The organism is Gordonia sp. CPCC 206044 (genome assembly GCF_048537895.1).
GTDB lineage: Bacteria > Actinomycetota > Actinomycetes > Mycobacteriales > Mycobacteriaceae > Gordonia.
This window is the reverse complement of sequence record NZ_JBCLVL010000018.1, coordinates 46,494-72,417: the sequence shown is the minus strand read 5'-3', so window position 1 is coordinate 72,417 and position 25,924 is coordinate 46,494. Positions and strand designations below refer to the sequence as shown.

The 25,924-nt window shown below is 67.4% G+C and carries 15 protein-coding genes and 1 tRNA gene; 6 read left to right on the top strand and 10 right to left on the bottom strand.

All coding sequences use genetic code 11. The annotated features are described in order from the left end of the window. Positions 1 to 6 precede the first annotated feature (6 nt). On the top strand, positions 7 to 2,052 hold the full coding sequence (locus AAFP35_RS22980; RefSeq protein WP_419223979.1) for a neutral/alkaline ceramidase: 2,046 nt from the start codon (positions 7 to 9) through the stop codon (positions 2,050 to 2,052). 57 nt (positions 2,053 to 2,109) lie between these two features. On the opposite strand, the gene AAFP35_RS22975 is transcribed toward AAFP35_RS22980, so the two are convergent. The 5 genes from AAFP35_RS22975 to AAFP35_RS22955 all read right to left on the bottom strand — a co-directional run bounded on the left by AAFP35_RS22975 (position 2,110) and on the right by AAFP35_RS22955 (position 6,534). Beyond that, positions 2,110 to 3,252, bottom strand: coding sequence for an acyl-CoA dehydrogenase family protein (locus tag AAFP35_RS22975; RefSeq protein WP_419223978.1), 1,143 nt, complete (start codon positions 3,250 to 3,252; stop codon positions 2,110 to 2,112). A 283-nt stretch (positions 3,253 to 3,535) separates the two neighbouring features. Beyond that, positions 3,536 to 4,750, bottom strand: a complete 1,215-nt coding sequence (locus AAFP35_RS22970; protein ID WP_419223977.1) for a L,D-transpeptidase — start codon at positions 4,748 to 4,750, stop codon at positions 3,536 to 3,538. Between the two features lie 174 nt (positions 4,751 to 4,924). Continuing rightward, positions 4,925 to 5,000: transfer RNA gene (locus AAFP35_RS22965), tRNA-Lys, on the bottom strand. An 83-nt stretch (positions 5,001 to 5,083) separates the two neighbouring features. After that, complete coding sequence (locus tag AAFP35_RS22960) at positions 5,084 to 6,223, bottom strand: L,D-transpeptidase (protein WP_419224012.1); 1,140 nt, start codon at positions 6,221 to 6,223, stop codon at positions 5,084 to 5,086. An 89-nt stretch (positions 6,224 to 6,312) separates the two neighbouring features. Then, positions 6,313 to 6,534: a DUF3618 domain-containing protein gene (locus AAFP35_RS22955; protein WP_419223976.1), complete on the bottom strand. Its 222-nt coding sequence runs from the start codon at positions 6,532 to 6,534 to the stop codon at positions 6,313 to 6,315. Positions 6,535 to 6,764: 230 nt separating this feature from the next. On the opposite strand from AAFP35_RS22955, the gene bcp reads away from it, so the two are divergent. Further along, on the top strand, positions 6,765 to 7,238 hold the full coding sequence (bcp, locus tag AAFP35_RS22950; RefSeq protein ID WP_419223975.1) for a thioredoxin-dependent thiol peroxidase: 474 nt from the start codon (positions 6,765 to 6,767) through the stop codon (positions 7,236 to 7,238). Positions 7,239 to 7,263: 25 nt separating this feature from the next. Then, complete coding sequence (locus AAFP35_RS22945; RefSeq protein WP_419223974.1) at positions 7,264 to 7,893, top strand: TetR family transcriptional regulator; 630 nt, start codon at positions 7,264 to 7,266, stop codon at positions 7,891 to 7,893. Positions 7,894 to 7,903: 10 nt separating this feature from the next. Here AAFP35_RS22945 and AAFP35_RS22940 read toward each other — a convergent pair whose 3' ends face one another. Then, positions 7,904 to 8,800 (bottom strand): alpha/beta hydrolase family esterase, encoded by an 897-nt coding sequence (locus tag AAFP35_RS22940; RefSeq protein ID WP_419223973.1) that lies wholly within the window; start codon positions 8,798 to 8,800, stop codon positions 7,904 to 7,906. Between the two features lie 77 nt (positions 8,801 to 8,877). Here AAFP35_RS22940 and AAFP35_RS22935 point away from each other — a divergent pair, with 77 nt between their 5' ends. Beyond that, a complete protein-coding gene (locus tag AAFP35_RS22935; protein ID WP_419223972.1) occupies positions 8,878 to 9,531 on the top strand; it encodes a TetR/AcrR family transcriptional regulator in 654 nt (217 codons plus the stop codon). A 159-nt stretch (positions 9,532 to 9,690) separates the two neighbouring features. On the opposite strand, the gene AAFP35_RS22930 is transcribed toward AAFP35_RS22935, so the two are convergent. After that, positions 9,691 to 10,083 carry a holo-ACP synthase gene (locus AAFP35_RS22930; protein WP_419223971.1) on the bottom strand — a complete coding sequence of 131 codons (393 nt, stop codon included), beginning with the start codon at positions 10,081 to 10,083 and terminating at the stop codon, positions 9,691 to 9,693. A 20-nt stretch (positions 10,084 to 10,103) separates the two neighbouring features. Further along, entirely contained in the window at positions 10,104 to 19,376 is a 9,273-nt protein-coding gene (locus AAFP35_RS22925) for a fatty acid synthase subunit beta domain-containing protein (RefSeq protein WP_419223970.1), read from the bottom strand. A gap of 520 nt (positions 19,377 to 19,896) precedes the next feature. Between AAFP35_RS22925 and AAFP35_RS22920 the strand changes: the two genes are divergently transcribed. Both AAFP35_RS22920 and AAFP35_RS22915 read left to right on the top strand, forming a co-directional pair. Next, complete coding sequence (locus AAFP35_RS22920) at positions 19,897 to 20,325, top strand: HIT family protein (protein ID WP_419223969.1); 429 nt, start codon at positions 19,897 to 19,899, stop codon at positions 20,323 to 20,325. Next, complete coding sequence (locus tag AAFP35_RS22915; RefSeq protein ID WP_419223968.1) at positions 20,322 to 21,113, top strand: SIR2 family NAD-dependent protein deacylase; 792 nt, start codon at positions 20,322 to 20,324, stop codon at positions 21,111 to 21,113. The genes AAFP35_RS22920 and AAFP35_RS22915 overlap by 4 nt, the downstream gene beginning before the upstream one ends. A 43-nt stretch (positions 21,114 to 21,156) precedes the next feature. Here AAFP35_RS22915 and AAFP35_RS22910 read toward each other — a convergent pair whose 3' ends face one another. Together AAFP35_RS22910 and AAFP35_RS22905 are read right to left on the bottom strand one after the other, a co-directional pair. After that, positions 21,157 to 25,332, bottom strand: a complete 4,176-nt coding sequence (locus AAFP35_RS22910) for an AAA domain-containing protein (protein WP_419223967.1) — start codon at positions 25,330 to 25,332, stop codon at positions 21,157 to 21,159. Between the two features lie 108 nt (positions 25,333 to 25,440). Then, positions 25,441 to 25,773: a rhodanese-like domain-containing protein gene (locus AAFP35_RS22905; RefSeq protein ID WP_419223966.1), complete on the bottom strand. Its 333-nt coding sequence runs from the start codon at positions 25,771 to 25,773 to the stop codon at positions 25,441 to 25,443. Between the last annotated feature and the right edge of the window lie 151 nt (positions 25,774 to 25,924).

The following is a 25,924-nucleotide window of genomic DNA, read 5'->3' as shown; positions in this document are numbered from 1 at the left end:
ACCACCATGGACGTGACACGCCGACAACTGCTGACCACGACGACCACCGCCGCGGTCGGCGGCGGGATCGCGCTCGCCATCGGAGCACCGTCGGCGAGCGCCGCGCCGAGTCACGGCGATGCGGTGGGCGGCGACTACCTCGTCGGGTGCGGAATCGCTGACATGACCGGTGCCATCGCAGGCCAGGGCATGATGGGCTACTCCGAGGCCGACCAGGTGGCGGAGGGGCTGCTGCAACGGTGCTGGGCACGCGCGTACATCGTCGTCGACGCCTCGACCGGCTCGCGCGTGGTCTTCGTGACCAGCGACGTGGCCTGCCTGTTCCAGTCCCATCACATGGGATTGATGGCCAAGCTGCGCAAGAAGTTCGGCTCGCTCTACACCGAGCAGAACGTGAACCTCAATGCCACCCACACCCACGCGTCATGTGGTGGGACCGCGTGGGACTTCGCGTATTCGCTTGCGGCGTACGGCTTCAAGAAGAACTCCTACGAGGCGGAACTGAACGGGATCTACGCGGCGATCGTGCGAGCGCATGACAGTCTGGCACCGGGAACGATCACCATCGGCCGCGGCGAGTTGCACGACGCGAGCCGTAACCGGTCGAGGTCGGCATTCGACCTCAACCCGGCGTCGGACCGCAGACATTTTCCTGACGCCATCGATCCCATGGTCACGGTGCTGCGGTTCGCCCAGGGCGGCGAAGACGTCGGTGCGATCACCTGGTTTCCCACCCACGGCACGTCGCTCACCGACAAGAATCGTCTGATCGCAGGCGACAACAAGGGGTACGCGAGCTACCGCTGGGAGTCGACACAACCCGGATTCGTCGCCGCGTTCCCGCAGACGAACAGCGGCGACATGACGCCGAATCTCGATCTCGTCAAGATGCACCCGAGCGGACCGACCCACGACAACAAACGCAACTGCGCGCTGATCGGCGAGCGCCAGTATCTCGCCGGCCGTGAGGCTTTCGACTCGGCTCGACCCATGACGCGAGGTGGCGTCGACGCGATCACGCGGTATGTGGACATGTCGTCGGTGCAGATCGCGGCGGATTTCACCCCAGAGGGCAGGCCTGCCTCCACGACACCGGCGATGATGGGCGCCGGAGCCGTGGCGACGAGCACCGAGGACAACTACTACTCGCAGCTCTCCTTTCTCAAGGAAGGCATGACCAACCCCTTGGTCTCCTCCTTCGGAGGCGATCGCAGACCCGCTGTGCCGCAGCGGTTTCGAGACATGCAGGCACCCAAACTCATCATGTTCCCGCTCGGGCTGATGCCGCCGGCCCCGTGGATTCCGCAGGTCGTGCCGCTGCAGATCCTGCGCATCGGCGAGATCGTCCTGGTGGCCGTCCCGGCCGAGGTGACGATCGTGGCGGGGCTACGGCTACGCACCGTCGTCGCCGATGCGATGAAGGTGAGTATGGACAACGTTCTGGTCCAAGGCTATTCGAACGCCTATACCCAGTACGTCACCACACCGGAGGAATACGATGCCCAACAGTACGAGGGCGGCGAGACACAGTTCGGTCGGTGGACGCTCTCGGCATATCTTCAGGAATTCCAGGCGCTGGCCGCGGCGATGACAGCCGGCAGACGTCTGGGCCGCGGCCCAGCACCGCTGGACAAATCCGCGTTCCAACCCGATCTGCTACCGCCGGTACCCCCCGACCGCCCGTTGTCCGGTCACCGGTTCGGCGACATCCTGACTCAGCCCGCAGGCCGCTCGAGAGTCGGTCAGACGGTGGTCGCGGAGTTCGTCGGCGCCCACCCCAACAACGACTTCCACACCGGCGGAACCTATCTCGAGGTCCAGCGCCGCGATCAGGACGGATGGGTGAAGGTCGCCGACGACAACGACTGGGCCACCGAGCTGCACTGGCGCAGGCCACCGACGGACGCCGCCGCCTCGGTGGTCCGTATCGAGTGGACCATTCCGCCGCAGACCTCGGGTCATTTCCGGATTCGCTACCACGGGGACAGCCGCGGCGCCGACGGCGCGCTACGCTCCTTCACCGGGACGTCACGCACGTTCGTGGTCGGATAGACACGCGACAGGTCACCGCGACGCCGGCGCAGTCCCCTTGCTGCGCCGGCGATCCCATCACAGCGACCGGGCGATGATCTCCTTCATGATCTCGTTCGTGCCGGCGTAGATCTTCTGCACGCGGTTGTCGGCCCACATCCGCGCGATCGGGTACTCGTTCATGTAGCCGTAGCCACCGAACAGCTGCAGGCACTCGTCGGCCACCACCATGGCGCGATCGCTGGTCCACCACTTGGCCATCGCGACCGTCGGGATGTCCAGCTCCCCCACCAGGTGCTTGTTGATGCAGTCGTCGACGAACACGCGGGCGATGCGCGCCTCTGTAGCTGCCTCGGCGAGTTTGAACTTGGTGTTCTGGAATCCGAAGATCGGCCTGCCGAAGGCCGTCCGGTCCTTGGTGTACTCGATCGTCTGCGCCACCGCGGATTCCATGCCGGCGACCGAGGCCACCGCGATGATCAGGCGCTCCTGCGGCAACTGCATCATCAGCTGTACGAAGCCCTGCCCCTCCTCGGCACCGAGCAGGTTCGAGGTCGGCACGCGGACGCCGTCGAAGAACAGCTCCGAGGTGTCCTGACCGCGCTGCCCGACCTTGTCGAGCACGCGCCCACGCCGGAAACCCTCGCGGTCGGCTTCCACCAGGATCAGCGAGATGCCCTTGGCACCCTCGCTGACGTCGGTCTTGGCCACCACGATGATCAGGTCTGCCTGCCCACCGTTGGTGATGAAGGTCTTCGAACCGTCGATGACGTACTCGTCACCCTCCTGGATGGCCTTGGTCTTCACGTTCTGCAGGTCCGAACCCGTCCCCGGTTCGGTCATCGCGATCGCGCCGACCGCTTCACCGCTGGCCATGCGCGGCAGCCAGGTCTTCTTCTGCTCCTCCGACCCGTAGGCGAGCAGGTAATGCGCGACGATGCCGTTGTGCAGGCTCACGCCCCAGGACGAGTCGGCAATGCGGGCCTGCTCCTCGATGAGCACCGCCTCGTGGGCGAATGTGCCGCCACCACCGCCGTACTCCTCGGGGATCGACATGCACAGCAGCCCGAGTTCACCTGCCTTGTTCCACAGGTCGCGATCGACATGGTGCTGCTCGCGGAACTTGTCCGAGTTCGGCGCGATCTCCTTCTCACAGAAGCTGCGGGCGAGGTCACGCAGTGCGGTCAGTTCATCGGTTTCCCAGGGGGAACGTTCGGCCATGTCGTGCATACCTTCGGTCGTCGGACATCAATGACATCCGAGATCGTAACAGTGCACAGTGGCAATATCGCGCCCGTGTCATCTCCGCGACGTATGGAGATCACCGACCGGACCGATCCACCCGGTGACGTCGTCTACTTCGTGGTCAGGGCCCTGCCACATCCGGATCAGGCCGACCGAGCGGTCCTCGGGCCGATCCCACGAGGATCGTGTCCCCGGGTTCCGCAGGTTGTCATCGATCGCGGCAGACCGCGGCAGTGCGCCGAGCCGCCGACGATTCGGGTCAGGCGTTACCCTTCGACCACTCGCTCCACGGGATGTTCCAGTCGCCGAGACCGTCGACGCCCGACAGCGTCGCGCCGCCGGTGTTCTTCACGACGACCGGATCTCCTCGCAGGGTGTTCTGCATGACCCACAACGCGTTGTCGGGACTCAGGTTGAGGCAGCCGTGGCTGGTGTTGGTGTTGCCCTGTGCCCACACCGACCACGGGGCCGAGTGGAAGAAGATGCCGCTGTAGGACATCCGCGTCGCGTAATCCACCGGGGTCCGGTAGCCGTCGGCCGAATTGATCGGGACACCGTAGGTGGACGAGTCCATGATGATGTGATCGTGCTTGTCGGACACCAGATAGATGCCGTTGTCGGTCTCGGCGCCCGGCTTGCCCATCGACGTCGGCATGGTGCGGATGACCTTGCCGTCACGGTTGAACACGACCTGCTTGGTGTTGTCGTCGGCGGTGATCATCATCGAACGACCGACCCGGAAGTTGGTGCGCACGTTCTCTTGGCCGAACAGTCCGTCGCCGAGGTCGATCCCGTAGGTGTTGACCGCCACGTTCACCTTGGTCCCGGTCTTCCAGTAATGCTCCGGACGCCACCGGACCTCGGAATCGCTGATCCAGTAGAACGCGCCCTGCACCGGCGGATCGGTGGTGATCCGAATGGCTTGCTGCGCTGCCTTGCGGTTCGGGATGGCCTCGTCGAACTTGATCGCCACCGGCTGACCGACACCGACGGTCTCACCCGGCGACGGGGTCAGGTACGCCTGTGTCAGATTGTTCGGCGCCCGCGTGGTGAACGAGACCTGCTTGGTGCTCTTGCCACCGATGCCGACGGCGTCGGCCTGCAGCTTGTAGGTGCGGTTGTAGCCCAGCGGCTCGGCACTGGTCCAGCTCGTGCCGTCGGCGGACAGCTCACCCTTGAGCGGGGACCCGTCGGCCTTCTCGATGCGCACACCGGTGATCGCGCCCTCGCGCGCCGACACGGTGATCGGTGCACCCGGCTGGATACCGACGGCCTGATCGGCGAGCGGACGATTGCCCCACTCGGTGACCTCCATGCCCGGCTTGAGCATGTCGTCGAGCAGGTTGGAGCTACCCACGTTCGACGAGTACGTCGGCTCCTCGGAACACGCCGAGAGCATCGCGACAACCGCGACGACGATGCCGATCAGAACCAGGGGTGAACGCCGCCCAGAGCGTCCCAGACCGATCCGCATGATCCTCCAACCTTCCAGCCACCTACGAACGGATCGTGCGGCCACCGAATGTGGCGCACGACCCGCGACCAGTGTACGAGATGATGCCCGGAATGCCGGATCATCGGCGCCGTTGGCTGTCGATACCTCGACCCCTCCGACGACGAAACGCCCCGCTTTCACGGGGCGTTTGCGTGGTGCGCCATCAGGGACTCGAACCCCGAACCCGCTGATTAAGAGTCAGCTGCTCTGCCAATTGAGCTAATGGCGCTTGCCGGTGCGAGACGAAACCTTACATGTCCAAGCGGCAGAAGTGAAATCGCCTGCGTGTGGCCCTGTTCGCACCCGCGTCGATCAGGCGTTGCCCTTCTTCCAGACCGCCCACGGCACGTTCCAGTCACCCAGTCCGTCATCACCCGGAAGTGGTGGCCCGACAGTGTTTTTCGCGATCACGATGTCCCCACGCAACGCCGTCTTCAAAAACCACTCGGCGTTCTCGGGACTCACGTTCAGGCAGCCGTTGCTGACATCGTCGTAACCCTGATCACCCAGCGACCACGGCGCCGAGTGGAGATAGATGCCGCTGAACGACATCCGGGTCGCGTCGTAGACGACCTCCTTGTAGCCCTCCGGGGAATTGACGGGCACCCCGTAGGTGGACGAGTCCATCACCACGCTGGGGTCACGTTCGGCCACGATGTAGGTCCCGTTGTTGGTCGGCGACGAATCCTTGCCCATCGAAGTCGGCATGGTGCGCACGACCTTGCCGTCGATCGAGACCTTGATCTGATGCGTGTTGTCGTCGGCGACGGCCACCAGGCTGCGACCGACGGTGAAGTCCGAATCGACGTTGTTGTCACCGAAGACGCCGTCACCGAGGTCGATGCCCGTCATCTTCGCCGACATGTGCACCTTGGTGCCCGGCTTCCAGAAGTGCTCCGGACGCCAGCGCACCATGCTGTCGTTGATCCAGTAGAACGCGCCGTCGACCGGCGGGTCGGTGGTGACCTTGATCGCGTTCTGCGCGTTGCGCTTGTTGACGACCGGCGTGTCGAAGTTGATGGCGACCGGTTGCCCGACACCCACCGTCTCCCCGTCCGCGGTCACGGTCGAGGCATCGGCCAGCGAATCCGCCGACGCGGTGGTGAATCCGATCTTGCGGGCGCCGTTTCCGTCGACGCCGCGCGCCGCGGCCGTCAGCGTGTAGTCGGCGCCGAAGTCCAGGGCCTGGTCGGACACCCACCGGGTCCCGTCGGCCGATGTCTTGCCGGAGACCTTCCCGTCCGGCCCGGAGACCACCACCGACGACAGGTTGCCGTCGTGAGCGGTCACGGTGATCGGCGCACCCGGCATGACCCCGACGGCCTTGTCACGCATCGGCTGATCGCGCCATCCGGTCACCGAGATGGTCGGTTGGGCGAATGCATCGAGGCTCTGGGCATCGGTGACGGTGTCGGGATACGACGGCGACGACGAGCATCCGGACAGTGCCATGACAGCCACGGACGCCGCGACCAGGAGCGCGCCGCCGAGTCCGATCCGTCTGTCACCGTCCGTGCGGCGTGGTGCCACAGGACGAACTGTCACCGGATGATCTTCCGCACCACGAGGACGGTGACCACGACGCCGACACCGGCGAGCCCGATCTTCACCGCGGGCGTGTTCAACGTGGCGATCACCTTGTGCTTGAGATCGTCGGCGAGGCGCTGCGGATTGGCGCGCTCGGCCAGGACGTCGAGGGTTTTGGCCAGGTCCTCGCGCGCCTGCGCGATGTCCTGTTCGATACGTTCGGTATCCCCGGCCACGGCTTCCTCCCAGTGAGTTCGACGGGCGTCAGGTCAACGGTCCCGGCAGAACCGTCTGACCCGTGATGACGCCTAGAAGATGACCAGTCGAGACTACGTCATGGGCGTGACGCCGAGCGGTCACGCAGCACACCCCGACGTCGAGCTGTTATCGCCGAATCGAACCATCTCGACATACCACCCGTGTATGTCGAAACGCTGGGACGCCGCCATCGGCTAACCTGACGGGTATGTCAGCAACCAAGCGGTTGTCTCCCGGCGACCGAGCGCCCGCCTTCACCCTCCCCGACGCGAACGGGAAACCGGTATCGCTGTCGGACTACGCCGGCCGGAAGGTCATCGTGTACTTCTACCCGGCGGCCTCCACGCCGGGCTGCACCAAGCAGGCGTGTGATTTCCGCGACAATCTCGCCGAGCTCAACGACGCCGGGCTCGAGGTCGTCGGTATCTCCCCGGACAAGCCCGCCAAGCTCGCGAAGTTCGTCGAGGCACAGGAGCTCACCTTCCCCCTCCTGTCCGATCCCGACAAGGATGTCCTGACCGCGTGGGGCGCGTTCGGCGAGAAGACGATGTACGGCAAGGTTGTCACGGGCGTGATCCGCTCGACGTTCCTCGTGGACGAGGAAGGGAACATCGAAGTGGCGCAGTACAACGTCCGCGCCACCGGCCACGTCGCCAAACTTCGTCGCGATCTGTCGGTGTGAGCGCTCCCCCGAGGTGACGACACCGATGTCCGCACCGGCCGAGCCGCTGGTTCCTCGCAAGCGACCCACGCAGGAGCGGAGCAAGAAGAAGTTCTCCGCGATGCTCGGAGCCGCTCGAGATCTGCTGATCGAGGTCGGCTTCGAATCGCTCACCTGCGAGGAGATTGCATCGCGGGCCGAAGTGCCGATCGGCACGCTCTATCAGTACTTCGCCAACAAGTACGTGATCGTCTGCGAACTCGATCGGCAGGACACCGTCGACGTCCGCGAGGAGTTGGCGGCCTTTTCCTCCGAGATCCCGTCGCTGGAGTGGCCGCACCTGCTCGAGAAGTTCCTCGACCACCTGGCCGCCCTGTGGCGCGACGACCCGTCGCGCCGCGCCGTCTGGCTCGCAGTCCAGTCCACCCCGGCGACCCGCGTCACCGCGTCGCAGAACGAGAAGGTCCTCGCCGATCAGGTGGCCCGCATCCTCGCGCCACTGACGCCCACGCAGCGCACGCGCCGCGAGATGATGTCGCAGGTGCTGGTGCACACGGCGTATTCGGTCCTCAGCTTCTCGGTACAAGACGGCCACGACCACGACGAGACCGTCGCCGAGCTCAAGCGCATGCTGGCCGGCTATCTCCTGCTCGAGGAGACCACGGCCGAGGCCTGAGATTCCCCGGTCACCGTTGGGCGAGCAGGAAACTCACGAGGATTTGATCGAGCGCGGGACCCGAGAGCGTCACACCTCCGCGCCCCGTCGGATGTCCGGCACCGAGCACGTTCGCATAGACGACCCGTCCCCCGCCGAAGGACTCCAGCACGGTGCGATACGGGTCGGTGCCCCGCACCACGGCTCTGCGCGGAGGGGCGAGCGGATCGATCCCGTTCACCGACTTGGCCGCCGCGAGCTGCATGGCGCCGAACGCGGGGACCGAGAGGTCGTCGCGATCCCCCTGGACGATGAACGCGGGCATACGTTTCCGGTGTTCGCCCATGGCGACGGTGACCGCCGTACCGGTCGGGTCGAACAGATACGGCCATCCCGCGACCGGCGCCACCGCGGTGACGAGCTCCGGGTACAGGGCCCCGATGTACTGGGTCATGCCTGCGCCCGCGGAATGCCCGACGACATAGGTTCGCGCCCGATCCGTCCCGAGTTCCCGGGTGGCCCGACGGATGATCCCGGCGATGATGGCCGCCTCACCACCGCCTCGCACCATGCCGGCCGGGTCGAAGATGTTCCAGGCACCCTGTGGATTCGCACGAAGCGATTGATTCGGCGCCACGACGGCGTATCCGTATCGATCCGCCAGTCGCACGAGCGAGTTGTCCGCGCGAAGCGTTCGCGAATCACCATGTGCGACTTCGGTTGCGCCGTGGAGCCAGACGATCAGCGGCCGCCCGCGCATGTCCCGATGCGGGGTGAACACCTGGTAGTCACGCGAACCATGTTCGGAGACATACGTTCTGGTGACCATCGATGCACCCGCCGCCGGATCCGCGATCGCCGGTGCAGACTGCCCGACCATCACGCCGACCACCAGCGCCACGACCCCCACGGTCATGCGAATACCCACATCGCCCTCCTCCGATACTAAAAGGTATCGAATACCAAACGGTATCGGATGTCAACGGGCATGCCACACTGACTGCCATGGCAGGGCCAGCATCACGTCCGGGATCGACACCCACGCGGCGACGAGAACACACCCGGCAACGCCTGATCGACGCCTCGTTCCGGGTGTTCGCGGAGAAGGGGTTCGGGGCCACGCGCATCGACGACGTCTGCCGGGCGTCCGGTTACACCAAGGGCGCGTTCTACTCGAACTTCTCCTCGCTCGAGGAGCTGTTCTTCGACCTCTATCGTCAGCAGTCGGCCGACGCCACCGATCGCCTCGTCGAGGTGGCGCTACACGGCGCAGAACGCGACCTCGTCACGTTGGCCTCCGATTGGATCCACGCTCTCGACGTCTCACGGGAATGGCTGCTCGTGAACATCGATTTCGTCCTGTATGCCGCGCGACGACCGCAAGCCGCCGAGGGACTGCGTGGTTCGCGGGCCGCCCTGCGGGACGCGGCCCAGAAGCGGATCGCCGCGCTGATCGCCGACGACGGGATGGATCTGCCCGCGCCGTTCACCACACCCGCGGATCTCGCGCGCGCCGTGGTCACCATCTACGACGGCGTCATCTACCAGCTGCTGCTGGACATGGACCTCGACACGGTCCGACAACATTTCGTCGACATCATCTCGGCGTTGGCGACACCGGTCCCCACGGGTGAGGCGACCGATCGCGGGTCGGCCTAGTGTCCCGCGCCCGAAGTTCGTTTCTGTAGTTCGCCGGGTCAGGTGGATGCATCGCAAGGCGGCGGAGGAGGCCGGTACTCGATGTACCTGCGACGACGCCAACGCAGCGAGGTGCCGCCTGGGCCGCCGAAATATGTAGCGAACTTCGGGCGCGGGACACTAGGTTCCCTCCAGGACGGCGACCGCGGCTGCCATGTCACCGTCGTGGGTCAGCGAGATGTGCAGCCGGGTGCCCTCGAGCAGTTCACCGATCTCACCGGCCAGACGGATCGCCGGGCGACCCCAGGTGTCGGTGACGACCTCGATGTCGCTGTGCCGGATCAGCGGCAGCAGGGGCGATCGCGAGAATCGGCTCACCGACCACGCTTTCACCACCGCCTCTTTCGCAGCCCACCGCGCGGCCAGATGGCGGGCCTCGTCGCCGGTGCCCGCCGCGGCGTCACGACGTTCGCGAACCGTGAACCGGTCCGCGAACGTCGTGCCGGGCTGCTTGAGCTGTTCGCCGAACTCGGGAATCGACACGAGGTCGATCCCCACTCCGAGCACAGTCATGGGCGGATCCGCTGCGGCGGTCACTCCGCCCCGACGGGACGGGCATAGCGATCGCCGGAGGACAACCGCACCGATGGATCGAGCAACAGTGCGGCCTCGGCGTCGTGCTCGTCGACGGATGCGTCCAGACGACGGTTCGGCGGTCGCTGGTAGGCGGGTTCGACGCCGCACATCGCCTCCAGCAAACGCTGGTTGCCGTTGCGGGCCCGCTCCGCCGACCGGCGGCGGTACTCCTTCGCCTGATCCGAATCCAGTGTTGCCACAAACGCTTCCGGGTGCACGACTGCGATGAGTCCGGATACGTGGCCGAAGCCGAGGCTGGTCAGCAGACCTGCCTTGAGCGGGAACCGCTCCCCCAGCCGCAGGGTCTCGCGCGGCCAGACCAGATGCGGGTACTCCTTCATCTTCTCGTCGACGCAGTCCAGGCTGCGGTTCGGTGGGATCACACCGTCGCGAAGAAGTTGGCACAGGCCGATCAGCTGGAAGGCCGCTGCACCGCCCTTGGCGTGGCCGGTCAACGATTTCTGCGACACCACGAACAGCGGGGCACCATCGCCTCGACCGATCGCGGCGGCCAGCCGCTCGTGGAGTTCGGACTCGTTCGGGTCGTTCGCCTTGGTCGATGTGTCGTGCTTGGAGATCACCGCCACGTCGTCGGCACTGACGCCGAGCGCGTTGAGCGCGTTCGCCAGCGGCGACGTCTCGGTACCACGCGCGGCACCCAGTGCACCGAGCCCGGGGGCAGGGATGGAGGTGTGCACGCCGTCGCCGAAGCTCTGCGCCCAGGCGACCACACCGAGGACCGGCAGCCCCATGTCGGCCGCGACGTCGCCACGAGCCAGGAGAATCGTTCCACCGCCTGCGGATTCGACGAATCCGCCGCGACGGCGATCGTTGGCCCGCGAGAAGCGACGCTCGTCGATCCCCCGTGCGGACATCTTCGCCGACTCCGCGGTCGCGGACATGTCACCGAAACCGACGATGCCCTCGATGCCGAGATCGTCGAAACCACCGGCGACCGCGAACAACGCCTTGCCCAGACGGATCTTGTCGGCACCCTCTTCGACCGACACCGCCGCCGTGGCGCACGCCGCAACCGGGTGGATCATCGCGCCATAGCTACCCACGTAGCTCTGGACCACATGGGCGGCAACGATGTTGGGCAGGGCCTCCTGCAGGATGTCGTTGGCCTTGGACTCCCCGAGCAGCGTGTTGATGTAGAGCTCGCGCATCGAGGTCATGCCGCCCATACCCGTGCCCTGCGTGTTGGCCACCAGACCCGGGTGCACCCAGCGCATCAGTTCGGCGGGCGTGAAACCCGACGACAAGAACGCGTCGACGGTGGCCACCAGGTTCCACAGCGCCACCCGGTCGACCGATTCGGCCATGTCCGGTGACACACCCCAGCGGGTGGGATCGAATCCCGTCGGGATCTGGCCCCCGACCGTCCGGGACAGCGAGAACTGCCGCGGTACACGGATTTCGGTCCCGGCCAGTCGGGTGACCTGCCAGTCACCCGTCTCACCGTTCTCCACGACCCGGGTCTTGTCCGGGTTCGCCGCGGCGAACGCCCGTGCCTCGGCCTCGGAACTCACCGTGAAGGTGAGGTCCTCGTCGAGGAAGACCGAGGTGAGCAGCGGCGAGGTGTTGTCCACCATCGCGCCCTCGTCCTGGTAGCGGCGGATACCGCAGCGGGCCACGACCTCGTCGTGGTAGCGCTCGGCGATCTCGCTCTCCGCCACCGGATCACCGGATTCGGTGTCGTACCACCCCGGCTTGGGTGCGGTGTCCCACTGGATGAGGCCGGTGTTCCAGGCCAGCTCCACGACGCCTGCCGCCGAGAGCTTCTCGTCGACCTCCATCTCGAACCGGGTGCGGGCAGATCCGTATGGCCCGAGCTCGCCGGCACCCACGATGACGACCAGATCCTCCGGACGCGTGTCGATCGCAGGCCACTCGGGAACGTTGTCGCCCTTGGGAGCACGCGCCGGCGGGGGCAGTGCGGCCACCGTCGAGACGGCCTCCTGCGCTTGCGCATCCTCCTGCGCCGCGGCCTCGGCAGCCGAGGCCGCGAGTGCTTTCAGGTCGACCGACGGGTCGAGCCCACCGGTGAAGTCGGCCACGATCGGCTCGGATCGCGCGTGTTCCCGGTGCGCGGCGGTGCACAGCCCGAGGAGGTTCGCGGCCATCTCGGCCGTACTCCAGGTCCGGACCCCGGCGGCCTCCACGGCGTCGACCATGCCGTCGTTGTGGCCCATCAGCCCGGTACCGCGCACCCATCCGATCAGGGCGTGCGCAAGGGTCGTCTTGTGATTCCACGACTCCTCGGCAGACCAGCGGGTGACCAGCGCATCGAGTGCGGCCTTGCTCTCGCCGTACGCACCGTCACCGCCGAACATCCCGCGGTTCGGTGAACCCGGCAACACCACGTGCACACGTGCGGCGATGTCATGGTCGGCGTGGATCTCGGCGAGCCCGGCGATGAGCCGCTCGACCGACCACAGCAGCACCTTCATCTCCAGTTCGGCGCGCCCACCGGCTTCGGTGAGGTCACCGGCGACACGGGGTGCCGCGAACGGGAACAGCAGCGTCGGCTTCATGGCCGGCTTGACCACCGCGGTGGTGCCACCGAGATTCTCGGTCTGCTCGGCACCGATCCACTCGGCCAGATCATCGACGTCGGTGTAGGACGCCATGTTCGCCGGCGCCACCCACAGAGCCGCGCCGAATCGCGCGTTCTCGCGATAGAGCTTCTTGTAGAAGGCCAGCTTGTCGGAATCGAGTCGCGAGGTCGTGGCGATCACCGTGGCGCCACCGGCGAGCAGACCGGCCACCACACCCGAGGCGATCGACCCCTTGCCCGCGCCGGTCACCACGGCGATGTCCTGCGACCACTGGCCGGTACCGGGGACCTCGGCGGCGTGCGCGATCGCCTCGAAGATCCGTGCGTGGACGGAGTTGCCGGCGGCGAGTGCCTTGCCCTGCCACCACGTGGCGTGCTGTGCCACCGTGTGACCCGCGCCCTCGAACCTGCTCACGACCTGTTCGTGGTCGATGTCGAGCGCATGCTCGTCGGCGAGCCAGACGTGTACCAGGTCTTCGCGGCTGGTGGCCCAGCGATCGTCGACGAGGACGACCTTGGCCGAGTCGAACGCAGGTGCCACCGTGCGCGCCCAGTCGGAGCCGAGTTCTGCGCTGACCCGTTCGGCGACAGCCGCATTGGGATCGTCGACGGCCTCGGCCGTGTGCGCCTCGTCGGCGAGGCCGAGCTTGGCCAGCACGGTGTAGGCGGCCGAGGCCAAGGCCCCGGAACGCCCCGTGATCTGCTCGGTGAACTCACCCAGAGCGGCCGCGTCGACCGTTGCGCCGCCACCGCCTTCGGCTGCGGGCAACGTGACCGTGACTCCGCGAGCCGCACCCACCGAGGTGACGGCGCGGTCGATCAGCGCGTCGAGCGCATCGGCACCGGCCAGCGGACCGTCGAGGAGATTGCCGAGGTCCTCACCACGCACACTCGCACCGTCGCGTGAGCCCAACGCCACGGCAACCGTGGTGTGCACGCCCCAGCCGGGTCCGAGCTGCCAGACGTTCGACACGCGGTCGGTGATGTAGGACTGACGCTTGCCGAGCGGGCCGAGCACCTTGCGGATCTGGTCACCGACGGCATCGGTGAGGACCGGCCCCAGCGGCTTGTAGCCGCGAGCAAGGGTGTCCACCGTCGACGACAACGCCACCATGTCCGCCTCGGCGGCACCGTCGATGGCACCGAGCCCCAGCTCACCACCGATGTCGAGCAGAAGTTGGTTACGCCGCGACGAGACACCGTCGCACAGCGCCTCGATGGTGTCGGCCGAACCGATCTGATCGGTACGCATCTTGGTCCACAACGCGATCACGGACTTCACCGCGTCGGCCGGGCCGAAGGCGATGTCGTCGGGCCGGGGACCGGCAGCGGCCGCGGGCGCCGGTGCCGCTGCGGCAGGCGCCGACGGCGCGGCTGCGGCAGGCGATTCGGCTGCCGGGGTGTCGGTGGGCTCGTCGATCTCGTCTTCGGGTTCGGGGCCGGAGTCCTTGGCCAGGATCAGCTCCGAGTCGCGCTCCACGTTGGCCACCTCGGTGGTCGCCGAGGCGTAGTCGTCGAGCTTCAGCGTGTTGGACGCGAGTCCGGACAGCGTGGGAGCGCCCTTCAACCCGATCTCGACGAACCGCTGGACCCCGAGGCCACTGCGCTCGGCGCCCGCGAAGAGCAGCTCCTGCGTCTCGATCCAGCGAACCGGGCTGGCGAACTGCCACGCCAGCAGTTCGATCAGAACCACCCGCACCAACTGGCCCGGTGTGGCAGCCCACGAATCCCAATCGGCCAGGACCGCATTCAGCGGGTCGGAGGGGACGAGTTCGGCGATCTCCTCGACGAACGACCGGTCCAGCGTGAACAGTCTCGGCACGAGATTCGGGATGTAGTGCCCGACAAGGATTTCCGGGTCGATGTGCTCGGGCAACAGGTCCTCGAGCTTTTCGCGGAACTCGGGCACGCCGGCCCGCAGCACCGTCGAGTGGAACGGCACGTCGATGCCCGGCACCAGGATGAACGAGCGCTTTCCACCGAATTCGATGCGGCGCCGCTCGATCTCGGCTTCGAGGTGTTCGAGGCCGCGGACGGTGCCGACGAGCGCGTACTGCGAACCGAGCAGGTTGAAGTTCACCACCTCGAGGAACTCACCGACCGACTCTCCGTACTCCTGTACCCAGGTGGCGACGTCGTCGTCGGCCAGTCCGAACTGGCTCGGGCGGATGGCCGCCATCCGATAGTCGCTGCGGCCGAGTTCGTCGCGCGGCACGAGGTGGTGCATCGCCTCGCCTCGCTGGAAGACCACTTCGAGCACCGCTTCCAACGGGAGCACACCGGCGCAGGCCGCGAGGGCGTTGTACTCGCCCACCGAGTGCCCGCAGGTGATGGCGCCCTCGACGAATCCGCCGGCTTCCTTGAGTTCGGCGATCTGCGCGACGCCCAGCGTGGCCATGGCGACCTGGGTGAACTGCGTCAGGTTCAGCACGCCGTCGGGATGGTTGTATGTCGTTCCGTTGGCGACCAGCGTGGTCGGGTTGTCGCGGACCACTGCGAGGATCGAGAATCCCAGTGCGCCACGCGTGTGCTTGTCGGCACGGTCCCACACCTCACGCGCGGCCTTCGATCGCGCCCGTGCATCGAGGCCCATGCCCTTGCTCTGGATGCCCTGCCCCGGGAAGGCGTAGACGGTACGCGGCGCCGCCAACAGCCCCGTCGCGCTCATCACCAGGTCGTCACCGACCTTGGCGCTCACCTCGACGACCTCACGCCCCGCATCGAGCCCGACCCGGTCGACCCGCACGGTGACGCTGTCCCCGGTGCGGACCATGCCCAGATAGCGTGCGGTCCAGCCGATCAGCGGTCGTGCCGACGGGATCGGGTTCTTGCTGTCGGTGGCGGTCACGACCTGCTGGACCGCTGCCGAGAGCCACATGCCGTGCACGATCGGATCGCCCAGTCCGGCCAGCCGGGCTGCGTTGGCGTCGGTGTGGATCGGGTTGCGGTCGCCGGATACCGCGGCGAATCCGTTCATCCGGCTCGGTGCGGTTAGGGTGGCCTGTCGCAGGAGTTTGCGCGTCGCGGACTGCTCGTCGGTCGCCGCGCCGCCGGCGCGGGCCGGATCGGTCAATTCCGCGGCGCCGAGACGTCCACGGATGGCGAACCGCTCGCCGAACGTGGCGATGGCACCCTGCGGCCCGGCGACCTCCACGGAGACCTCGACGACGCGTCCTACCTCGGTGTCGTGCACTGCCCCACTGCGCGCGGTGACGGTGAGTTCGGTGGCGACGGTGGGGATCTCACCGACGAGCTCCACCACGTGGTCGAGGTGGACCAGGTCCAGCAGTCCTTCGACGACCGGTGCGCCGTCGGCGGTGCGCGCGGCACCGATGACGCTGAACACACTCGGCCACGAAGCCCCGACGAGCGTGTCCGGCACGGCGAATCCGAAGGGTTCGGTCGGGACCGTGGGCCGCAGATTGTTCGGGAGGGTGTATCCGGTGACCGCTGCGTGGTCGGCGACGGAGTCGGGATCCCACGCCACGGTCGTCACCGACGCGCCGTCGGTCACCTCGGCGAGGTCGCCACCGGCAGCGACGGTCAGGATCTCGCGCATCGCCTGCGCGGCCTCGTCGATACCCACACGCGGATTGCCGCCGTCGAGGAGGGTGGCGTCGACGTGCAGCGGAATCCGCACGGACGCACCCGAGATCGGGGCCACCAGGTCGAAGCGGGCGACGGCGCCGGCCGCCGACGAGCCGTTCGCGGGGGTGCCGGCCACGCGCTCGAGCACCGCGCCCGTGGGCTCGTGCTCGGCACGGTCCGGATCCACGAGCTGCCACTGGTCCCGGTCACCCAACAGCGCAACGGGATTGGGCACCATACGGCCGACCCATTCCACATCGTCGGCCTCGAGGACCGCGACGATCGTTCCGTCACCTGCGACGAGTCCGGCACGTTTGCGGGTGTCCACCGCGGCTGCCTGCACGCCCGAACCCTCGAGATCTGCGACGACGTGCGCCTCGAACCGATCGAGGAGTTCGCCGACGGGTTCGTCGACCCGGGTGATGCCGGAGACGGCGACCGGACCGGGGATGACGCAGACGGCATCTGCGGGATATCGGGGATCGTGTGCCTGCCACAGCGAGTCGCTGCGCCACCAGCGCCGCACGTCCTTGTCGATGACCGGGACGAAGTTGACCGGCTTTCCGGGGATGCGGCACAGGTCGAGGAAGAACGCGACGTCGGCCGGGTGCAGGATGTCGGTCTCGATCTCCGGGTAGACGCTGCCGAGCGCGTCGATCGCGGCATGTGGATCGTCGGTGCTGCCTGCACTGCCGAACATCGTCGGGATCTCGCCGGAGTCGACCGGATTCATCCGGGCTTCGGTGCGCTGCAGCATCTCGACGAAACGCTGCTGCCAGGTGATGTCGGCCCAGGCGACCTGATCCGAGCGCCCGTCGCCGACCGCCAGGGTGGCGTAGCGATCGAGCCAATCGCGATAGGTCATGGTGGCGACGTCGCCGAAGTAGGGCTTGGCCGTGTCGGCCATCGCCGCGATGATCTCGTCGCGACGCGCCTGAACCGCGTCCGAATCCCCGGCCACCTCGTCGAGCAGCCTGCCGCATCGTGATGCGGTGTTGTCGATCTCGTGGATGTCGGCGCCGAGCTGGCTTCGACCCGAGGCCATACCCGCGGTGGCGTGGCCTGCGCCGATCCACTCGTCGCATCCGACGGTGTCCACCAGCAGTTGCTTGACCTCGGGAGCGGTCGTCGCCTCCTTGGTGGCCATCGCGGCCGTGCCGACCAGGATGCCGTCGAGCGGCATGGCCGGATATCCGTACTCGGCAGACCATGCGCCGGTGAGGTATTCGCCTGCTCGCTGCGGCGTGCCGATGCCGCCGCCGACGCAGATCACGACGTTGGGACGGGCGCGCAGCTCACCGTAGGTGGCCAGCAGCAGGTCGTCGAGGTCCTCCCACGAGTGGTGGCCGCCTGCGCGGCCACCCTCGATCTGCACGATGACCGGATGATGCGGGACCTCGTTGGCGATCCGCACGACGGCGCGGATCTGCTCGACGGTACCCGGCTTGAACGCGACGAAACGCAGTCCGGCCTCGACGAACTCGTCGACGAGCGCGACCGCGTCCTCGAGTTCGGGGATCCCCGCGGACACCACGACACCGTCGATCGGGGCGCCCTGGGCACGCGCCTTCTGCACGAGTCGCTTGCCGCCGAGCTGCAACTTCCACAGGTAGGGATCGAGGAACAGCGCGTTGAACTGGGCCTGACGACCGTCGTCCAGCAACTCGGTGAGTTTGGCGACGTTGTCGGCGAAGATCTGTTCGGTCACCTGGCCACCGCCGGCGAGCTCGGCCCAGTGTCCGGCGTTGGCCGCCGCGGCCACGATCGCCGGATCGACCGTCGTCGGGGTCATTCCTGCCAGCAGCATCGGTGAGCGTCCGGTCAACCGGGTGAACGCGGTGTCGACGACCTTGCGACCGTCGGGCAGCTCCACCAGTTGCGGGGCGAACTGGGTCCACGGGCGTGCGACCTCGGGGATCCCACCCGGGCTGAAGAGGTTCCGCTGGCCGACGCGCAGCGCTGCCGACACGAGGCCGACCCCCTGGCCACGAACCAGTGACGAGGTGAGGCGGGTCGCGAGGTCGCCCGGACCGAAGTCGAGAATCCACTTGGCGCCGCCACGAACGGTCTCGTCCACTGTCGACACCCAATCGACCGGGTCGACCAGGACGGCGTTCGCGTGCTGCACCGCGGTGTCGCGGTCGATCCCGCACTCCTGCGCCCACTGCCCCACGAGTTCGACGGCCTCGGCCATCGTCGGGTGGTGGAAGGCGACACTCACGTTGAGGTGATCGAAGCTGGGATCGAACGGCGCGCCACCGGTGACCTTGCGTTTGCGGTCGGCTGCCTCGGCGGCGGCGATGCGTTCGCAGCGCGCTGCGAAGGCGGCCAGGTGGCGAGGTGCGCCCGACAAGGCCACGGACCGTCGGCCGTTGCTGATCGCCACCACGGGCGCCGTTGCCAGATCATCGGCGCCCAGCTCGGCCCGGTACTCGGACAGGATCGATTCGACGCGCGCGGGCTCGACACCACTGATGGCGAGCATCGGGGTGCCGTCGGTGGTCGTGGTCAGTCCGCGACGACGGGCCACGATGGTGCCTGCTGCGCCGAGCAGCTGGGCGATGGCCAGGAGCAGTCCCTGACCGGACTCGGCGACATTGCCGTCGGCGCCGATCGCGTGCGTCGCGATCGAGCCCTGGGAGTGCCCGATGACCGCGCTCGGCGAGATGAGCGCGGTGTCGAGGCCCTGCTTCTTCAGCGCTTCCACCGCTGCCAGCTGCGTGAGCAGCACGCCGGGACCCGACAGGGTGAAATCGGCCAGTTCGGTGTCGGTGGGGACGGACTCTTCGGCGTCGAGCGCCCGCACCCAGGTGAGCGGGTGAAAACCGTCGGCCAACGCGATGGTGATCCGGTCCGCGACCGGATCGATGATCCGCTCGGCGGCGGCGACGATCTGGGCGATGCGATGTTCGAGGTCGGCGTCGACCACCAGTTCGGCGAGGGTCGGCAACCACGGCGATCCCTGACCGCCGAAGCTGATCGCATACGGCTCGCCATCGGACAGACGATCGATGAGGGTCGCTGTCGGGCGGTCGGCGTGTGCCGAGCCCTGTGAGCCGGAGCGGAATTGGTCGACGGTCACGGGTTCTCCTCTGTCTCGACGAAGTGTCGCGGTTCTGTCGTCGTGGGTCTGGCATGCGCGGGCATGGGGATGCCCGCTCGAGGTCGATTGGATTTGTGGCCTGCGGGTTCCCCCAGTGCGGCCCGTCTTTGGCACACTGGCTGAACACACCTGTCGCGCAACGGCTTTGCGGCGCGCGGGGCTCTTCGGTGAGTCACCGTCGGCGTGAACGTGCCCCAATCATGACACACAAAAATGAGGGTTTCCTCATGTTTGTCGGCGACGCGGCGGTATACCCGTCGGTAACCCCGGGAGTAGTACAGGTGTGCACTCGAACGCCTCCGCACAGGTGCACGATCCGCGCAGATCACACGCGGTGCCCGAGCGCTCGATCGGCGGTCGGGCGAGGCCCAGAATTCCGTTATACAATCGTTATGTGACGTGGTGCACTCCCTGCGCGCCGAGTGCCGCACCAGGACATTTCGCCACCGACGCCCGACCGCCACAATTGCGCACCGGCGACTACGTAGGGTGTGTGCACATGACTACGTGCGTGTTCTGCGACATCGTCTCGGGAACGGCGCCCGCTCGGACGATCTATCGAGACGACGACGTGCTCGGGTTCCTCGACATCCGGCCGGTGACCCGAGGGCACACCCTGCTGGTGCCACGCACGCACGCATCCGGGCTGGCCGACCTCTCCCCCGAGCTGGGCGGTCGACTCTTCGCCGCGGGCCAACGCGTCGCAGGCGCCATGCGCTCGAGCGCACTGGCCGCCGACGGCGTGAATCTCGTCGTCAACGACGGGCGGGCCGCCTTCCAGACCGTGTTCCACACCCATCTGCACGTGGTGCCCCGCCACGACGGCGACAAGCTGAGCTTCGCCAAGGGCCTGGTGGTCCGCCGCGACCCCGATCCCGACGAGACGGCCGAGATCTTGCGGGCCGAACTGGGCGCCGATCTACGGTGACCGACCACGACCCCGCACCCCCGCCCGGCATCGAGATCCCGTCCGCGGCCGTGGAGGCGGTCCGCGATGCCGAATGGGTGACCGTCTTCACCGGGGCCGGCATGTCGGCCGAAAGCGGCCTGGCGACCTTCCGCGACACCGACACCGGCCTGTGGGAGCAGTACGACCCGATGGCACTCGCCACACCGCAGGCGTGGCATGACGATCCCGCCCTGGTCTGGGCCTGGTATCAGTGGCGCGCCCGCAAGGTACTGGCGGCGCAACCGAATGCGGGGCATCGCGCGTTGGCGGACCTGGCCGCCGATCGCGCGGTGATGGTCGTCACCCAGAACGTCGACGACCTCCACGAGCGCGCGGGCAGCGATGTGATCAGCCATCTCCACGGCAGCCTGTTCGCGCCGCGCTGCAGTCACTGCGGCCATCCGTACCACGGCACCGACGCGGACCCGACAGACGCCGTCGAACAGCTCCGTGTCGAACCGCCGACCTGCCCGATCTGCCTGTCCACGGTGCGCCCCGGGGTGGTCTGGTTCGGGGAGCCGCTTCCTGCAGATCAGTGGTCGAGCGCGGAAAAAGCCTTTGCGGCAAGTGATGTCGTGATCGTCGTCGGGACGAGCGGTATCGTTCGTCCGGCCGCGGGACTTCCCGAACGGGCTGCCGACGCAGGCATCGGGGTGATCGAGTTCAATCCCGAACCGTCGGCGCTGACCCGATACGCCACACACAGCATCCGTACATCCGCCGCGGTCGGACTACCGGCACTCCTGGCCGCGGTGCGGCAGGGCTAGCGCCCCCGCCCCCGCCCCCACGAGCGAATCGGCCGGAGTCGACTCAGTCAGCGCTGAGATCGATGGGCTCCCAACGCCTTTCGGAAGTACCGTCGGTGTCGACGTCCTCGACCGACCCGGGTTTGACCCCGCGCCGGTCCAAGACCTCCCAGAGCCCGTCGAGAGCGCGGTCGGGATCGAGTTCGAACTCGGATTCCCGGACACGCCAGAACTCCCATCCGCAGCGCCGCAACTCGCGTTCACGTTCCATGTCCGAACGCGCCTGCTCGCCGGTGGTGCGGAACGAGTCGCCGTCACACTCGACGGCCATCCGCGCGTCCGCCCCGGTGACCACCAGATCGATCGTGCGATTGTTCACCGTCGTCGCCGGCACCACGTGGTAGCCGCGGTCGGCGAGCCGATTGAAAACGCGTTGTTCGAACAGGCTCGAGAAGGGTTGTCGGCGTACGTCATCGGGAACGTCGGTGGGCATCGACGGGGTGCTCGCCCCCTGGTTTGCCTGCACATAACCCAACAGGGAACGACGCAGGTCGGTCGGCTTGAGCTGAACGACCTCCACGGAATGGAACATCCACATCTGGTCCATCGCCCGCGACGCCGCGACGTTGATCCGTCGCTGCGACTCGGCCCGGGTCAGCGGCGCGATGGCCGACGGATCCGTGACCCCCAAGGACAGCATCACCACCGAGCGTTCATCGCCCTGGAAATCCGGTGGTGTACCCACCCGGACGCGGCGCTCCCGCCACTGCGCGTCCTCGATCACCGCGCGCAGGCGGCGGGTGATCTCGTCGACCTGCTTGGCGCCGGTCAGTGCGATCACACCGAAATCGCGCCCGTCGTAGGCGGGGTCACGCAGGCATGCGCACAGTCTGTCCACGATCGCCGCGGCCTCTGCCTCGTTGACCAGACCGGCACCCTGCCCGGTGGCAGTCGCCCCCTCGACGAGGACCGTCCGCAGCGGCGGCAGTCGATCGGCGCCGAACTGTCGCACCGGCAGCAGCGGGGCCCGTCCGTAGAACTGTCGCGACGAGAACTCGATGATCTCGGGCATCGACCGGAAATGTTCACGTAGCCGGATCAGATGCCCGAACCGACTGCGCAACAACGAGAACAGGCTCGACCGGGGGGTGAAACCATCTCGCAGGTACTGCGGCAGGTCCGGCAGATGCGCGTCCAGTCTGGCGAATGCATCGTCGAGAGTGGTCCCAGCCAGACCGTTCGGGGCACACTGCCGGTCGTCGCCGACGACGATCACCCGCGGCGCGAGCCAGAGCAGAAACGAGCTGCTGATGTCGGCCTGGCTCGCCTCGTCGATGATGACCACGTCGAACGCGTCGCGCTGGGGCGGCACCGTCTCGGCGACCTGACCGATGGACATGATCCAGGCGGGCACCGCGCTGTGCGCCTGGGCCATCGCGGCGCGCGCGGCCGCACGGAACCGGTTGGCGTGCTTTCCCGAACCGCGCCCCAGGTTGATCATGTGATCGCGGTAGGACTGCAGTGCCTGCACCTGCGCGACACTCATGCGATCCAGACAGGAACGCCAGGCGTGCGCGGCGGTCAGTTTGGAGGTGAACGCGGCGATGTCGGCCTCGTGCTCGTCGAGTTCGGCCTGCAGCCGGGACTCGAGGGTCGGGTCGCTGCGTTCACTGGCCCAGTCGTACGCGCAACGCCACGCCCAGGCATCCCCCACGTCTCGCAACCGCGCCGACCACGCCGGATTGTCCGGGCGCTCGCGCAGCATCTCGAAGAACCTCGGGGCCTTGCTGCGCAACCGCAGCGTGAGCAGATCGAGCTCGACCTGGTCGGCGAGCTCGTCGCGGGCGGTGTTCCACCGGCGTCGCGCCGCCTTGATCGCATCGGCGTCGGCATTCGCGAGCGCAGCCACCATCGCATCGCCTTCCGGCGACGGGCCGAGGTCGACCTCGGCGGAGAGCCGGTACGCGCATTCGGCGAGTTCGTGCTCGGCGAGCACCGCATCGTTGGTGGCGGCGATCGTTCCCGCCTGGGCGGCCACCTCCGCGACAGCCGCCACCGTCCGCGGACGCGGCCCACCGGGACTGATCCCTTCCAGTTCCCGCACCAGTCGGTCGCGCCCGGCGAGCAGGTCCGAGACCCAGGCGAGCTGACGGTCGAGTCGCACCAGGGTGTTCAGCTGCGCCGATCGCGAACCGGAGTTATCCACCGGGACATGCAGATCCGCGAGAACACGCTGCACCTGAGCCACTGCTTCGAGCACGGCGAGGTGATCGGCGACCATGCGCAACGAGACCTCGTCGGTCGGCGTACGGCCGTCGACACTCGCCCGCACACCGGACTCCTCGACCGCGCGCTGCTCGGCCGACCGGAGAAGCCGACTGCGCCAGCGACCACCCGCGGCGAGATGGTCGGCGGCGGCGCGGAAGACCGCCGCGTCACCGGGGCGTGCGCCGTCGGCACCGACCGCGTGGGCACCGAGCGACCGGTCACGCTCGGCCGCCTCGGTGATGATCGGCGAGAGTCCGATCACCCGCGACCACAGGTGCGTCGCCTGTCCGTCGAGCAGTTGGTCGGCCATCTCGATGATGGCCGGGGGGAAGGTCACGACCTCGCCGCACGCCGCCGCGAGACGTTCGCACAGCTCCTTGATCCGGACCAGGCGAGGACTGTCGACGTCGGACAGGATCGACAGCAGAGAGCCGCTGCCGACCATCGGTTCGTGTGGACGATCGGCGATACGTCGACAGATCTGTTCCAGAGCGGCCGAGTCGGGTAGGTGATCGGTCAGATCCGGCAACCGCTGGCCCATCCTGGACGAAACGCCTTCGGTGGCCCGGAACAGTTCGAGCAACCGGTCGAAGTCGTCGGCAGGCAACGGCGGCAGAGTGCCCTCGACGGGGCCGGGCAGCCAGTCGTGTCGCGGCGCATCGGTGTTGCACTGGCGTACCACTTCGGCTGCGGTGCCCCGGTAATCACCTGCGATCCATTCATGGACCTCGGTCTCGGATTCCCGAGCCTCCCAGAGGTGTCTCAGCACCCGTTCGCGTTTGGTGGTCGCCTGTTCGCGTTTGTCGAGCAGATCGGCGATCTCGGCCGCGACGACGCGCGGCTGATACGCGGCCTTGCGTGACGCGATCGCTTCGACGCCGTCCACGGTGGCCTCGAAATCGTCTTGCTCGACATCGGCGATCGACACCGCGAGATCTCGGATCTCGGCAGGCAACATGTCTCGCAGGACATGCAGCGCATGCGTCTTCTCGCTGGTCACCAGGACCCGCTGGCCCTTGGCAAGCAGCGCCGCGGTGAGATTCGCGATGGTGTGGGTTTTGCCGGTGCCCGGTGGGCCTTCCACCACCACCCCGGTGTCCACGCCGAGTTGGGCCAGTACGTCACGCTGCTCGACGTTGGCGGGCAACGGGTAGAGAGCGTCGCGCACGATGTCGTCGGCCGGCATCGCACCTGATGCGGACAGTGCGGCGATGCGTTCGGGCGCCTCGATCGGCTCGATCAGCTGGGCGAGCCCGATCGGAACGTCGGTGGCGTCGCGGAGGTCGGCGAGCATGGCGTCGTAGAAGTCGAGTGCGGCGGTCACGCCGCGCTTGCGCAGCACGAGCGCAGGTCGCATGTCCATCGAGACCGAGACCTGATCGGAGTCGACAGAGATCGCGTCACGCCAGTCGTCGATCAGGTCGGCGACACCGCCGTTGAGCGGACTGGGCAGGTCGGCGAGCGCGCCTCGGGCCTTCAACGCTCCCGACAGGTCGATACCGGGAATCGCCGCCAGCAGGTAGGTGTCACGCACCGCCGGCACCGCCCCGGAGCCGATGCTGATCCGGATGGTGCCCGACTCGTCGCGTTCGGCGACGACGTGCTGGCTGACCAGATGGTCGTGTACCAGCGGCACCGGACGCTCTGCCGTCGACGCCTCGCCGTCGACGGCAGAGACCGTGACCAGGGCGTTGGCGAGCACCAACTCGAACGATTCGGGTGCGGCATGCAGGTCGTCGACGAGACCGGAAAGTTGTGCGTGGGCCGGCGACGACGGGGCGATCTCGACGACCGTCTGTCCGGCCCGGGCAGTGGAACGAGCAGGCGCCGACGTCGAGGCTCCGAGCCAGAGCACCCCTGGATGGCGATCGACATCGGTGACGATCTCCGACCTCGCGAGCACCAGTTCACGGAAAAAGCCGACCAGGCGCATCACCCGGTCGACCCGCTGTGCACGCGTGCCGTCGGTCACCGTGTCGATTCCTCCTCCGTACGCCGACCCGGCGTCGTCGGCGTGACGCACTGGCGTGTACTGCGTGTGTGGGAGACGCTCCCGATCGGAACGCCTTGTGCGAGCGGACTACTCGCCGCGGAAGGTGCGCAGGGCGCCGTATCCGCCGTCGACGTAGTGCACATTGGTGTACCCGAGATCGGCGATCTCCTCCGCGATGGCGGGTGCCTGCGAGCGGACCGAGACGACGGCGATCTCGGTGTCCGGGTCGCGCACCACCGGGAAGGTGCCCGACGGGGTGGGACGGAACCGCTCCCGCACATCATCCGGCTCCACGACGACGGCACCGGGCACACTGCCCTGATGTCGCATCACCTGAGGCCGCGCATCGACGATCACCGCGTGATCGTGTGCGCAGTGCTGCATCGCATCGGCTGCTGTTATCGAATTCACCACTGACACCGGTGACTCACCGTTCCCTGTTAAATCGCTGTGGCCCAACATGTTTCGGACACGCAGAAGCTCTCGTCGAGACGATTGGCCCCCGCGGGGTGTCCTATGAGGTACGTCGTTCCCCCTACACCAAAAGGTTACGGAATTATCTCGATCCGGC